The following is a 12,572-nucleotide window of genomic DNA, read 5'->3' as shown; positions in this document are numbered from 1 at the left end:
TCCAGGTCAATTTACATCGGGAGTCGCCCTGCCTACAATTCCCCACCTTTTGCAGGGCCGCCTGACGCGGCCGCTGCACGTGCCATCCGTGATGGCATGCTGACCTGACATCAGTGAGAACTCCCCATGCTTAAACCCGAACTGCTTTCGCCGGCAGGCACGCTGAAAAATATGCGTTACGCCTTTGCCTACGGCGCCGACGCGGTGTATGCCGGCCAGCCGCGCTACAGCCTGCGCGTGCGCAATAACGAATTCACCCATGAAAACCTCGCCAAAGGCATCAGCGAGGCGCACGCGCTCGGCAAGAAGTTTTACGTGGTGGTGAACATTGCCCCGCACAACGCCAAGCTGAAAACCTTTATCCGCGATCTGACGCCGGTGGTTGAGATGCAGCCGGATGCGCTTATCATGTCCGATCCCGGCCTGATCATGCTGGTGCGCGAAGCCTTCCCGCAGATGCCGATTCACCTGTCGGTGCAGGCTAACGCGGTGAACTGGGCCACGGTGAAGTTCTGGCAGCAGATGGGGCTGACGCGCGTGATTCTGTCACGCGAGCTGTCGCTGGAGGAGATCGCCGAAATTCGCCAGCAGGTACCGGAGATGGAGATCGAAATCTTTGTCCACGGCGCGCTGTGCATGGCCTACTCCGGCCGCTGCCTGCTCTCTGGCTATCTGAATAAGCGCGATCCCAATCAGGGCACCTGTACCAACGCCTGCCGCTGGGAATATAACGTGGCCGAAGGCCAGCAGGATGAGGTCGGCAACATTGTTGGCTTCCATCAGCCGGTTGCGGTGCAGCCCGCGACGCTCGGCGTCGGTCAGCCCACCGACCGGGTATTCCTGCTGGAAGAGAAGATGAAGCCAGGCGAGGTGATGAGCGCGTTCGAAGATGAGCACGGCACCTACATCATGAACTCGAAAGATCTGCGCGCGGTGGCGCACGTCGAACGCCTGAGCCAGATGGGCGTGCATTCGCTGAAAATTGAGGGCCGCACCAAATCGTTTTACTACTGCGCGCGCACCGCGCAGGTGTACCGCCGCGCAATCGACGATGCAGCCGCCGGCAAACCTTTCGATCCGGCACTGCTGGAGACGCTGGAAGGGCTGGCGCACCGCGGCTATACCGAAGGTTTTTTGCGTCGCCACACCCATGACAGCTATCAAAACTACGAGCAGGGTTTTTCCATTTCGGAGCGTCAGCAGTTTGTTGGTGAATTTACCGGTGAGCGGCGCGGTACGTGGGCGCAGGTGGCGGTGAAGAACAAATTCATGCTGGGCGATAGCGTAGAGATCATGACGCCGGACGGCAATCTCAACTGCACGCTGCAGGCGATGCAGAATGACAAGGGTGCCGCGGTTGAGGTGGCTCCGGGAGATGGTCATCGCGTCTGGATCAGCGTGCCGGAGGGGGTCGATCTGGCCTATGCGCTGCTGCTGCGCAATTTTACCGATGGTAACAGCACTTACGATCCGCACGGTAAAAATCGCACTAAATGAAAAGAAAACGGCGAAGTTAGAACAGGATCACAGACCGCCGCTTCGCCGCGCTTTAGAATCGCGCCTGCTGCTAACGAGTAACAACAAACAGCAGGTAGTACCAGGAACCACCTCATTCACCCGCCCGGCTCCCCCGTGCGGGTTTTCTTTTTTTCATCGTTCGCCGATAAAGTTCCCGCCGCAGCTATGCTATAACCACAGCTCTGTCTTACTCATCAGGGAAGCGATAATGCAAAATAAACCCCTCACTTTGCTGATTCTGAATGGAAAAGGCGCAGGCAATGAAGAGTTGCGTACCGCCGTGAATACCCTGCGCGACGAAGGCTTTAACCTGGCGGTGCGCGTGACCTGGGAAAAAGGCGACGGTGACCGCTACGTGCAGGAAGCGCTGCAGCTGCAGGCGGAAACCGTGGTGGCTGGCGGCGGCGATGGCACCATCAATGAGATTGCCACCGCGCTGGCCGCCCTGCCGCCAGCGCAGCGGCCGGTGCTGGGGATTTTACCGCTTGGCACTGCCAACGATTTTGCCACCAGCGCCGGTATCCCGGCAGAAATGGAAGCGGCACTGCGGCTGGCGGTACTGGGCAAAGCCACGGCCATCGATCTGGCGCGGGTGAACGGCGACCGTTACTTCATCAACATGGCGACCGGCGGTTTTGGCACACGCATCACTACGGAAACGCCGGAGAAACTGAAATCGGCGCTGGGCGGCGTCTCCTATTTTATTCATGGCCTGATGCGCGTTGATGCCCTGAAGCCGGACAGCTGCGAAATCAGCGGACCGGGCTTTCACTGGCAGGGTGACGCGCTGGTGATTGGCATTGGCAATGGCCGTCAGGCCGGTGGCGGACAGCGGTTATGTCCGGAAGCGCTGATCAACGACGGACAGCTCAATCTCAGCATCGTAACCGCCCAGGAGCTGCTGCCAACGCTGCTGCACTCGCTGACGCGCGACGATGAAAACCCGAACATTGTCGCGGCACAGCTGACGTCGCTGACCATCCGTTCACCGCATGAGATGACCTTTAACCTCGACGGCGAGCCGCTGTCCGGCAGCGAGTTTGTGATTGAGGTGCAGCCCGGCGCGCTGAGCTGCCGCCTGCCGCCGCAGTGTGCGTTGCTGGCGTAATCATTGGAAAATTCCTGCATTATCCCGGTGCGCATAAATGCGCACCCTAAGAGGCTCGCCATCCCTGCACGCACCGTGTAGGGTCGCCATTCATGGCGACCGGTTACGTGCGTCTGCGGCTGACGCTCTGCATCACACCTTCATCCAGCGGCGCTCCACGGCGGAAATCGCCACCGCTTCCAGCACCTTCTGCACCTGCAGCCCTTCGGCAAAATCCGGCCACATGCGATCGCCGGCGGCAATGCCGTTGATCAGATCGCGAATCTCGACCGTTTTCTGATCGTTAAAACCGATGCCGTGGCCGGCCGAGACGCAGAAGCTGGCGTAATCGGGGTGCGCCGGACCGGTGAGAATGGTTTTAAAGCCCTGGCGGCCGGCCGGATCGTCGTGCAGATACAGTTCCAGCTCAGCCATGCGCTCCTGCGTGTAGCGCAGCGTGCCTTTGGTGCCGGTCACCACATAAGTCAGCCCCATCTTGCTGCCGCAGGCGATGCGCGAGGTTTCAATCACGCCGTGCGCGCCATTTTTAAAGCGCAGCAGCGCGCTGGCCTGATCTTCATTTTCCACCGGCAGCAGGCGTGACGGTGCCTTCGGATCTGGTCGCTGTTTGATCACCGTCATCATGTCACCGCTCACCTCATCAATATCACCGACCAGATAGTGCGCCATGTTGACGATATGCGCCGCCAGATCGCCAAGCGCGCCGAGACCGGCCAGCGCTTTCTGGCAGTGCCAGTCGAGCGGCGTCTCCGCGCGCGCCAGATAATCTTCGTTATGGGTGCCGTAAAAGTGCACCACTTCGCCGATCTCACCGCGCGCGATAATCTGCCGTGCCAGCTGGCTGGTGGGGTTTTTCATGTAGTTGAAGCCCACCAGGGTTTTCACCCCCGCCTGCTGCGCCGCCTGCACCATCTCTTCGGCATCGGCCACCGAGAGCGACAGTGGCTTTTCGGAGTAGACGTGCTTGCCGTGGCGAATCGCTTCCAGCGCCATCTCTTTGTGCAGGAAATTGGGCGCGCAGATATCGACCACGTCGATGTGCGGATCGCGCACCAGCTCGCGCCAGTCGCCCGTCGAACGGGCAAAGCCAAACGTCGCCGCCTGCTGCGCCGCCAGCGCCGGATTCACCTCTGCCAGCATCTCGCGCACAATCTCACCCTTCAGGGCGAACACCGTGGGTGCCTGCGCATAGGCAATCGCGTGACAACGCCCAATATATCCACTGCCAATCATACCGATTCTGACTTTGTTCATGCTGCACCTGCGGTTCACGGGGATGAGTTTCACGGAATATATGTTTCGTTTTGGGCGGCGACAACGGCGAAATGAAATATCTGTGATCATACATGCGAGGTATCTGACAGAAGCGACAAATCAGAATGTAATTTTGCATAGCATTGGTGACATCTCTCACAATCAGGCACAGTGCTGGCGCTAATTCGCGCCATCGCGCGGGCCCGCGTCGGGCAATTGACGCTTTATTCAGCAGTCAGAAAAAATTGTGAAAAAGAGCTTTGACAAGCCACAGCCTGCCCGATAATATGCGCCCCGTTCCAAACGATTCCTCTGTAGTTCAGTCGGTAGAACGGCGGACTGTTAATCCGTATGTCACTGGTTCGAGTCCAGTCAGAGGAGCCAGATTTAGAAAAGCCTGCTTTTAGAGCAGGCTTTTTGCTTTTCTGCGTTCTGACGTTCAGATACCGCCATACCACTCGTAACCGCGATCTTCCCAGTAGCCACCGCGTCCGCCCCACAGCTGGGCAAACGAATCCACCACTTTAATTTCCATCAGATACTTGGCGTGCTTGTAACCGAGCTGGCGCTCGACCCGGAGACGCAGCGGCGCACCGTGCGCGACCGGCAGCGGCTGATCGTTCATACGGTAGGCCAGCAGCGTTTGCGGATGCCACGCATCCTGCAGATCGATACTTTCGTAGTAGCGCCCGCTGCCGTCCAGCGTCTGCTCCAGTTCGTCGGCACACAGGAACACTACGTAGCGGGCACCTGGCCGCAGGCGCGCCGCATCCAGCACCAGTCCGAGCGGTACGCCCTGCCATTTGCCAATCGCGCTCCAGCCCTCCACGCAGTCGTGCCGGGTAATCTGCGTGCGACTGGGGAACCGCTGCAGATCGCTGAGCGATAAACTCAGCGGCTGTTGCACCAGCCCGGTGACGCGCAGCCGCCAGTCGGCAAACCCGTTCGCCAGCAAACGCGCATATTCGTCGGAGTCAGGCATTTGCGTGCCGTTGGCGCGGAACAGCGGCGAAATATCGGCCTCGCTGAACTCCGGTGCCAGCCGCTGGCCGCCCAGCAGGCGCTGGCTGGCACGCGTCAGCCGCTCGGTCTGATTGAGCCAGCCGCTGACCGTGTCGTTTTGCGTCAGTTGATCGCAACCGCTCAGCAGCGCCGCGCCGGCGCCGGACAGCGCGCCCAGCAGCAGGCGGCGACGCGACAGCTCGATTTTCATGATGGGGTATCCTCTTTGTCGATCGCGTAACGGCCGGTGATCATCGAACGCAGGTTATTGAACACGCCTGACACCAGCACCATCACTACATGCACCAGCACAAACAGCACCAGCAGCGTGGCGGTGATAAAGTGCACCGTGCGCGCCGTGGGACGGCCGCCAAACAGATCGGGTAAAAACGGCAGCGCCGCATCCAGCGCTGGCGACAGGGTTAATCCACTGAGCAGCATCAGCGGCAGCAGTATGAAGATCACCAGCAGATAGCTGAGTTTCTGCAGCGCGTTATAGCGCCGCGCCGCTTCACCGCGGGCGAAGCGCAGCCGGGCGTGGTCGCAAATCTCCTGCCACAAATGACGGGCGCCCAGCTGCTGACGGTCGGGCAACAGATCGCGGCGAAAGTGCCGGTGCCAGAAACCGTGCAGCAGATAAATCACGCCGTTGAACAGCAGCAGCCAGGCAAAAAAGAAGTGCCAGTGGCGACCGGCTCCCAAATCCTGCCACGACGGCAGCGTCAGCCAGCCGGGGAACGCGCGCGCCGTCAGCGTGCCCTCCAGCTTCGAGACACCGAGCACGCCGGTGGTATTCAGTTGCAGCGAGCCGAGCCGGACAAATCCCTGCTGCTGACGATTGCCGATTTCAAACACCGGCTGCTCATGGTCCGCGCCATACAGGCCGACATACAGACGCGGATGCGCATTAAAGATTTGCAGTCCGCTCATCAGCAGTACGGCAAAACACAGGGCGTTGACCCAGTGCGTCACGCGCACCAGCAGCGAATGACGACGGATTAGCGTTTTACTGCGGGAAGGTGAAGGCTGTTGCATCATCGAGCCCCTTACCAGCCAGGCGAAGCCTGGCTGGAGCCGGATTACATCGGCGGCACTACGCCGTTTTTGCCGACAATGACATTGCCTGCGGTGAGCTTACCGTCGGCGCCTTTCTCGGCAGGAACAAACACCGTGGTGCCGGGTTTCAGGTCATCCGGGGTGGCCGCCGCCAGCGTCACCACCGGCGTACCGGCCGGAATAGCAATTTTTTTCTGATGGCCGTGATAGCTCACCGTCACTTCGCTGTTGTCCACCGAGGTGACGCTATTGGCGACTGTGGCGTTGGTCATTGAGCTGCCCGGCTTCAGATCCCAGCTGAAGTTGCCTTCGCCTGCACCTTTCAGCTGCGCCGGGAAAATCAGCACTTCGAGCGCGCCATCTCCGCCGCCCGCTTTCGGCAGCGAGGCAATGCCCACGTAATCGCCCTTTTTAATGTCGCTGATGCTGGCCTTCGCCACCGCAGAAACCATCGCGCCTGGCTTCATGGCCACGCTGACCTCCGATCCTTCGCGTGACTTGATAGTGAGCTGCTGCCCGTTTACCGATTCAACAACGCCACGTACCTGCACTTTTTGCCCTGCCATCTCTGCCGCCATCGCCGGCGACAGCGTGACGCCGGCCAGCAGTGAACCGGCAATCAGCAGTGAAAGGCGTTTGTAATGTGATAAGACCGTCATGGAGTGTTCCTTTTGATGATAAGCGCTGCCTCAGCGGCAGCCCTGTGCCAGAAATCATTCAACCCAAAGCGCAATAACATTGCGGCAAAAGGCGCTGGAAAACAAACCTACTAGTTGGTAGATTAAAAAACAAGATAATTTTTCACCCTGTACTTTGTCATGTCATTATTTTGTCTTAGCCTGAGCCTCGCGCAGATCCAGCGCCTGGGTTGAACATTGGGAGCATCAGTATGGAAATGCAGTTACGATCGGCCACGTTAGCGCTGCTGATTTGCAGCTGTTCCGCCGCCGCGGCAGAACTCAGCAGTCCTTCGCCGGGCCAGCTTATTAACACGCGTTTGTCTTATATGAAGGATGTGGCGGGCTATAAAGCGCAGCATCATCAGCCGATTGAAGATTTGGGTCAGGAGCGCAAGGTGCTGGACAAAGCCCTGGCGGAAGCGCGTCAGCTGGGTCTGGACGATGCCACGGTGCAGCCGTTTATTCAGGCACAGATGGATGTGGCGAAAGCGGTGCAGTATCGCTATCGAGCCGACTGGCTGGCGACGCCGGAGCCGCACTGGCAGCCGCGTCCGCTGGACGAGGTGCGCAAAAGCATTGGTCATTACAGCGACGCGATTCTGACGCAGCTTGCCGCGCAGTTGAAACAGGGCGCGACGCTGCAGGCACCGCAAAAAGCCGAATTCATGCGAGACATTCAGCAGCGCAACGTGTCGCCGCAGGATAAAGAGCTATTGTGGCGCACGCTCAGCGCGGTAACGCTACGGCAGCCGTAATGTTGCGCGGCGAGCGAGCCGTCGATCGCAGCAGGCCTGTCATTTTGCAGCGTTTATTCCGGTCGCCCTGAATGGCGACCCTGTAAACCAGATAACGACTTTACAGGGTGTGCAGTGAGGCGCACCGCAACGCCATTCTTAAACTTCTCTTTGCAACTACCCCATCCGCTCTGTGATTGCGTTCACAACTCTGCAACAGTAACTTGTATGGTAGTATTATTGCGCGTATTTTTTCGTCATTACTGTCGCGTTATTGCTGGTGTGCCGCGCCTTCAGGCCACCCGCCAGGAGTGAATGATGAAAAGTGTGGTGATTGAACAACCGGGTAAACTGCTGCTGGCCGAGCGCGCGCTGCCGCAGCCCGCCGCTGATGAAGTACGGGTAAAAGTGAAATTTGCCAGCATCTGTGGCTCTGACGTGCACATCTGGCACGGTCACAATCCGTTTGCCCGCTATCCGCGCGTGATCGGCCATGAGTTTTTCGGCGTGATTGACGCGGTCGGACAGGACGTTGATGCCAGCCGGCTGGGCGAGCGCGTGGCGGTCGATCCGGTGGTGAGCTGCGGCCACTGCTATCCCTGCTCCGTTGGCCGTCCTAATGTCTGTCAGTCACTGCAGGTGATTGGCGTCCACCGCGACGGCGGCTTCAGTGAGTATGCCGTGGCACCAGCCAAAAATGCCCATCGCCTGCCGGCGAGCATTCCCGACCAACTCGCCAGCCTGGTTGAGCCCTTCACCATTGCCGCGAATATCACGGCGTTCCTCAAACCGCAGCCACAGGATGTGGCGCTGATTTACGGTGCCGGTCCGATGGGGCTGACCGCCATTCAGGTGCTGAAAGGCGTGTACGGCGTACAGCAGGTGCTGGTGGTGGACCGCCTGCCAGAGCGGCTGGCGCTGGCGCAGCAAAACGGTGCCGATCGCCTGTATAACAACAGCGAGATCCCGCTGGCGGCGCAGCTGGAAGGCGTTCAGCCGACGCTGATTATTGACGCCGCCTGCCATCCGGCGATCCTCGCCGAAGCGGCGGCGCTGGCCTCGCCGGCAGCGCGCATTGGCCTGCTCGGGTTTTCTGCTGAGCCGTGCAGCCTGACGCAGCAGGCGTTGACCAGCAAAGAGCTGTCGCTGTTTACCTCGCGCCTGAACAGCAACCGCTTCCCGCAGGTGATTGCGTGGCTGGAACAGGGACTGATCCAGCCGGAAAAACTGGTTACCCACTATTTCCCGCTGGCGCAGATCGAGCGCGCCATGACACTGTTTGAACAAGACCCGCGCACCTGCTGCAAAGTGATCCTGCAAATGGATTGAGTGATGCGCCACACCAGATGTCCCTGATGCCGGTGCGTACCCGCCGGCCACAACAATAATCCCCTGCATAAATCAGGCGCAGCGCCGCGGTCATCAAGGTCATCTCCCCGTGACGCTGCAGTCTGAAGAAGAACAGGGAAACGGAGTTTCTATGCTGAAGAATCTACGCTGGACCCTCGTACTGCTGCTGTTCCTGGTTTATATGATCAACTACCTCGATCGTATTGCCCTGTCGCTCACCGTGCCGCTGGTGGAAAAAGATCTGATGATCAATGCCGAGCAGTTCGGCCTGATCTTCGGCAGCTTCTTCTTCGGCTACGCGCTGTTCAACTTTATTGGCGGTTTAGCCACCGATAAATTCGGCCCGACGATTGTGCTCGGCACCGCCGTCGGCTTGTGGTCGCTGTTCTGCGGTATGACCGCGCTGGCGACCGGTTTCTGGTCGATGATGATTCTGCGCGTGCTGTTCGGCATGGCGGAAGGTCCGATTTGCGCCTCGGCCAACAAAGCCATCAACGGCTGGTTCCCGAAAAAGCAGGCCGCCACCGCCATGGGTCTGCTGAGTGCCGGTTCCCCGCTCGGCGGCGCGGTCGCCGGGCCGATTGTCGGCTACCTGGCGCTCTCCTTCGGCTGGCGTCCGGCGTTTGTGGTGATCTGCCTGATTGGTCTGGTGTGGATGGCGCTGTGGTTCTTCTTCGCCGCCGATAATCCGGCGCGCAGTAAGCGCGTCTCTGCGCAGGAGCGCGCGCTGGTAGAGAAACTGAAAGCGGAAGAGCCGGCAGATATCATCGACGCGGACGGCAAAGCGCACGGCATGGGCTACTATCTGCGTCAGCCGATTATCCTCGTTACCGCGTTCGCCTTCTTCTGCTACAACTACATTCTGTTCTTCTTCCTGAGCTGGTTCCCGGCCTATCTGGTGCAGGCGCACGGGCTGGATATCAAAGCCATGAGCATCACTACCATGATCCCGTGGATTGTCGGCTTCGTTGGCCTGGCGCTGGGCGGCTGGATTTCCGATAAAATCTTTAATATTACCGGTAAGCTGCTGCTATCACGCAAGATTGTGCTGGTAGTATCGCTGCTGGCGGCAGCGATATGTGTGGCGCTGGCGGGCACCATCAAAGAGGTGAATTCGGCGGTGATCATGATGTCGATCTCCATCTTCTTCCTCTACATCACCGGTGCCATTTACTGGGCGATTATTCAGGATGTGGTGCACAAAAGCCGCGTCGGCAGCATCAGCGGCTTTATTCACCTGATTGGCAGCCTGTCCGGCATTATCGGCCCGATCGTTACCGGCTTCATCGTGCAGCACACCGGCAAATTTGACAGCGCCTTTGTGCTGGCGGGCGTGGTGGCGGCTCTTGGCGCGCTGCTGGTGCTGTTTGTGATTCGCAGCCCGAAAGCCAGCGACAAACCGGTTTCCGTTTAATCGAATGACTCTGCCGGGGCGCCGCGCGCCCCGTTTGCCACAAGGATTATGCATGTTACAACCCGATCGCCTTCCCGCTGACGTACAGCGCCCCCGTTACGACCGCAGCCAGCTGAAAACCCGCATGGTGCACATCGGTTTTGGTGCCTTTCACCGCGCGCATCAGGCGCTGGCCACTGACCAACTGGCGCAGTACGGCAGCGACTGGGGCTACTGCGAAGTGAATCTCAACAGCGGCGCGCTGATCGCCGCTCTGCGCCAGCAGGATTTGCTGTACAGCGTGACCGAAATGGCCGACGACAGCCTGCACACGCGCATTGTTGGCGTAATTACCCAGGCGCTGTACGCGAAAAGTGACGGTATAGAGGCGGTGATTGAAGCGATGAGCCAGCCAGAAATCGCCATCGTGTCGATGACGGTCACGGAAAAAGGCTACTGTTCGCTGCCGTCAAGCGGCCAGCTCGACCTGACGCATCCGGACATCGTGCACGATGTGGCGCACCCTGACGCGCCGCGCTCGCTGCCCGGCGTGATCCTGGCGGCGATTGAACGCCGTCGCCAGCGCGATCTGCCGCCGTTCAGCGTGATGTCGTGTGACAACATGCCGGAGAACGGCCACGTTACGCGCAATGTGATAACCCAGCTGGCGCAGCGTCGCAGCCCGGCGCTGGCGGATTATATTCAGACCCACCTCACCTTTCCCTCAACCATGGTGGATCGCATCGTACCGGCGATGACCGATGAGGCTTTCGCGACGCTGGAAGCGCGGCTGGGCAGTCGCGATCCGGTGGCGGTGGAAGCCGAACCTTTTTTCCAGTGGGTGATTGAAGATAACTTCGTCAGCGGCCGCCCGGCGTGGGAACAGGCCGGTGCGGAGCTGGTGCGTGATGTGCTGCCGTACGAAGAGATGAAGCTGCGCATGCTCAACGGCAGCCACTCCTTCCTGGCTTATCTCGGCTACCTGGCCGGGTATCAGCACATCAGCGATTGCATGGCCAACGCCAATTTTCGTCAGGCGGCGCGCGCGCTGATGCTGCAGGATCAGGCACCCACGCTGCGCACGCAGGATGTCGATTTGGTCGCCTATGCCGACTCGCTGATCGCCCGTTACGAAAACCGGGCGATTAAACATCGCACTTATCAAATCGCCACCGACGGTACACAGAAGCTGCCACAGCGCCTGCTGGATAGCGTGCGCTGGCATCTGCGTAACGGGACGGCCTGTGATTATCTGCTGCTGGGCGTAGCAGGCTGGATGCGCTATATCAGCGGCGTCGATGAGCAGGGCGCGGCGATTGAGGTTCGCGATCCGCTCAGCGCGCAGCTGGCCAGCATTGTTACCAATAGCGAGGATGGCCCGCAGCGCGTTGAGGCCTTACTGCGCCTGCAGGCAGTGTTCGGCGACGACTTACGTTATCACTCGGTGTTTGTTACGCGGCTTACCGAGCTGTATCAGCAGCTGCGGCTTACCGGTGCACGCGCCACGGTGCAGGCGCTGGTCACAGAAGGCTAAGCCGCCTGCACAAATGTGTAGCGCAGACGCAGCGTGCTGATTAGACTGACGCTTTCTCATCGGGCTGGCGGCGGCCAGCCGTAATACGGATATTGCTGCATGTCGATTGCCTATACCATAACCACCAGCGAACCGGTAAATCAGCAAATTTATCGCTATCTGCGGAAGGATATCGTGACCTGCGTGATCCATCCGGGCTCGTTGCTGTCGGAGAAAGAAGTGTCGGCGCGCTTCAACGTGTCGCGGCAGCCGGTGCGGGAAGCCTTTATCAAACTGGCGGAAGCCGGCCTGGTGCAGGTTCTGCCGCAGCGCGGCACCTTCGTGCGCAAAATCTCCGCCCAGCGCGTCGCCGACGGCCGTTTCATCCGTGAAGCGGTGGAGATCGCCGTGGTTCGTCGCGCCGCGCTGGAGATCGCTGCCACCGGACTGATGGCGCTGGAACACAATCTGCAGCTGCAGCGTCTGGCAGCGGAACGCCACGACAGCCAGGCGTTTCTGGCGCTCGACGATGAGTTTCACCGGTTGATTGCCGAAGGCATTGACTGCCTGCTGGCGTGGGAGACGGTGGAGAACATTAAAGCGACGATGGACCGCGTGCGCTTTCTGACGCTGAGCGAAGTGTCGCCGCCGGAGAGCCTGATTCAGCAGCACGAAGAGATTTTTGCCGCGCTGAAAGCGAAGAATGCCGATGCGGCTGAGAAGGCGATGCGGCGACATCTGCAGGAGATGATTCTGACCATCACGCCGATTGCCGAGCGCAACAGCGAATGGTTTGAAGGGCCGTAGTGTTTTGGGGGCTTTGAGCTTGTGGTGTGGTGCGATACGGTGCGGTTTGATACGGTGCGGTGTGATGCCCTCACCCCGGCCCTCTCCCACCGGGAGAGGGAGCTGTTCCAGTAAGCTGTCAGAAAATTAACGCATTAAAAAACCGCACAAAACAGTC

The 12,572-nt window shown here is 59.5% G+C and carries 11 protein-coding genes and 1 tRNA gene; 8 read left to right on the top strand and 4 right to left on the bottom strand.

Translation table 11 applies throughout. The features are described 5' to 3' along the window. Positions 1-126: 126 nt before the first annotated feature. Together yegQ and yegS are read left to right on the top strand one after the other, a co-directional pair. A complete protein-coding gene (yegQ, locus tag C1N56_RS07195; RefSeq protein ID WP_211725201.1) occupies positions 127-1,497 on the top strand; it encodes a prephenate-dependent tRNA uridine(34) hydroxylase TrhP in 1,371 nt (456 codons plus the stop codon). Between the two features lie 229 nt (positions 1,498-1,726). Then, complete coding sequence (gene yegS, locus C1N56_RS07190; RefSeq protein WP_394517319.1) at positions 1,727-2,626, top strand: lipid kinase YegS; 900 nt, start codon at positions 1,727-1,729, stop codon at positions 2,624-2,626. Between the two features lie 132 nt (positions 2,627-2,758). Here the strand turns inward: yegS and C1N56_RS07185 are convergent, their stop codons facing one another. Beyond that, on the bottom strand, positions 2,759-3,880 hold the full coding sequence (locus C1N56_RS07185) for a Gfo/Idh/MocA family protein (RefSeq protein WP_309786804.1): 1,122 nt from the start codon (positions 3,878-3,880) through the stop codon (positions 2,759-2,761). 308 nt (positions 3,881-4,188) lie between these two features. Between C1N56_RS07185 and C1N56_RS07180 the strand changes: the two genes are divergently transcribed. Further along, positions 4,189-4,264: transfer RNA gene (locus C1N56_RS07180), tRNA-Asn, on the top strand. Between the two features lie 55 nt (positions 4,265-4,319). Here the strand turns inward: C1N56_RS07180 and C1N56_RS07175 are convergent. Genes C1N56_RS07175 through C1N56_RS07165 form a run of 3 tightly spaced genes read right to left on the bottom strand, consistent with a single transcriptional unit; the run spans position 4,320 to position 6,597 of the window. Further along, positions 4,320-5,093 carry a molybdopterin-binding protein gene (locus C1N56_RS07175; protein ID WP_021509306.1) on the bottom strand — a complete coding sequence of 258 codons (774 nt, stop codon included), beginning with the start codon at positions 5,091-5,093 and terminating at the stop codon, positions 4,320-4,322. Continuing rightward, positions 5,090-5,920 carry a cytochrome b/b6 domain-containing protein gene (locus C1N56_RS07170; RefSeq protein WP_150058663.1) on the bottom strand — a complete coding sequence of 277 codons (831 nt, stop codon included), beginning with the start codon at positions 5,918-5,920 and terminating at the stop codon, positions 5,090-5,092. The genes C1N56_RS07175 and C1N56_RS07170 overlap by 4 nt, the downstream gene beginning before the upstream one ends. 41 nt (positions 5,921-5,961) lie before the next feature. Beyond that, on the bottom strand, positions 5,962-6,597 hold the full coding sequence (locus C1N56_RS07165) for a hypothetical protein (protein ID WP_058769952.1): 636 nt from the start codon (positions 6,595-6,597) through the stop codon (positions 5,962-5,964). A 230-nt stretch (positions 6,598-6,827) separates the two neighbouring features. Here C1N56_RS07165 and C1N56_RS07160 point away from each other — a divergent pair, with 230 nt between their 5' ends. The 5 genes from C1N56_RS07160 to C1N56_RS07140 all read left to right on the top strand — a co-directional run bounded on the left by C1N56_RS07160 (position 6,828) and on the right by C1N56_RS07140 (position 12,415). Continuing rightward, positions 6,828-7,373, top strand: a complete 546-nt coding sequence (locus tag C1N56_RS07160) for a chorismate mutase (RefSeq protein ID WP_058769951.1) — start codon at positions 6,828-6,830, stop codon at positions 7,371-7,373. A 297-nt stretch (positions 7,374-7,670) separates the two neighbouring features. Then, the gene (locus tag C1N56_RS07155) at positions 7,671-8,681 is read left to right on the top strand and encodes a Zn-dependent oxidoreductase (RefSeq protein ID WP_136545888.1); all 1,011 of its coding nucleotides are present in this window, start codon (positions 7,671-7,673) and stop codon (positions 8,679-8,681) included. 151 nt (positions 8,682-8,832) lie between these two features. Beyond that, a complete protein-coding gene (locus C1N56_RS07150) occupies positions 8,833-10,116 on the top strand; it encodes an MFS transporter (RefSeq protein ID WP_058780333.1) in 1,284 nt (427 codons plus the stop codon). A gap of 52 nt (positions 10,117-10,168) precedes the next feature. Continuing rightward, on the top strand, positions 10,169-11,629 hold the full coding sequence (locus tag C1N56_RS07145) for a mannitol dehydrogenase family protein (RefSeq protein ID WP_394517318.1): 1,461 nt from the start codon (positions 10,169-10,171) through the stop codon (positions 11,627-11,629). 99 nt (positions 11,630-11,728) lie between these two features. Further along, positions 11,729-12,415 (top strand): GntR family transcriptional regulator, encoded by a 687-nt coding sequence (locus tag C1N56_RS07140; protein WP_058769948.1) that lies wholly within the window; start codon positions 11,729-11,731, stop codon positions 12,413-12,415. Positions 12,416-12,572: the final 157 nt, after the last annotated feature.

Source organism: Pantoea sp. SGAir0175 (assembly GCF_043547855.1).
The sequence above is the reverse complement of the archived record's forward strand: the minus strand, read 5'-3'. Positions and strand labels throughout refer to the sequence as shown.

What these genes read in the sequence shown, in the direction of transcription:
- yegQ (WP_211725201.1), top strand. Translation starts at nt 127, where the DNA reads ATGCTTAAACCCGAACTGCTTTCGCCGGCAGGCACGCTGAAAAATATG.
- yegS (WP_394517319.1), top strand. Translation starts at nt 1,727, where the DNA reads ATGCAAAATAAACCCCTCACTTTGCTGATTCTGAATGGAAAAGGCGCA.
- C1N56_RS07185 (WP_309786804.1), bottom strand. Translation starts at nt 3,880, where the DNA reads ATGAACAAAGTCAGAATCGGTATGATTGGCAGTGGATATATTGGGCGT.
- C1N56_RS07175 (WP_021509306.1), bottom strand. Translation starts at nt 5,093, where the DNA reads ATGAAAATCGAGCTGTCGCGTCGCCGCCTGCTGCTGGGCGCGCTGTCC.
- C1N56_RS07170 (WP_150058663.1), bottom strand. Translation starts at nt 5,920, where the DNA reads ATGATGCAACAGCCTTCACCTTCCCGCAGTAAAACGCTAATCCGTCGT.
- C1N56_RS07165 (WP_058769952.1), bottom strand. Translation starts at nt 6,597, where the DNA reads ATGACGGTCTTATCACATTACAAACGCCTTTCACTGCTGATTGCCGGT.
- C1N56_RS07160 (WP_058769951.1), top strand. Translation starts at nt 6,828, where the DNA reads ATGGAAATGCAGTTACGATCGGCCACGTTAGCGCTGCTGATTTGCAGC.
- C1N56_RS07155 (WP_136545888.1), top strand. Translation starts at nt 7,671, where the DNA reads ATGAAAAGTGTGGTGATTGAACAACCGGGTAAACTGCTGCTGGCCGAG.
- C1N56_RS07150 (WP_058780333.1), top strand. Translation starts at nt 8,833, where the DNA reads ATGCTGAAGAATCTACGCTGGACCCTCGTACTGCTGCTGTTCCTGGTT.
- C1N56_RS07145 (WP_394517318.1), top strand. Translation starts at nt 10,169, where the DNA reads ATGTTACAACCCGATCGCCTTCCCGCTGACGTACAGCGCCCCCGTTAC.
- C1N56_RS07140 (WP_058769948.1), top strand. Translation starts at nt 11,729, where the DNA reads ATGTCGATTGCCTATACCATAACCACCAGCGAACCGGTAAATCAGCAA.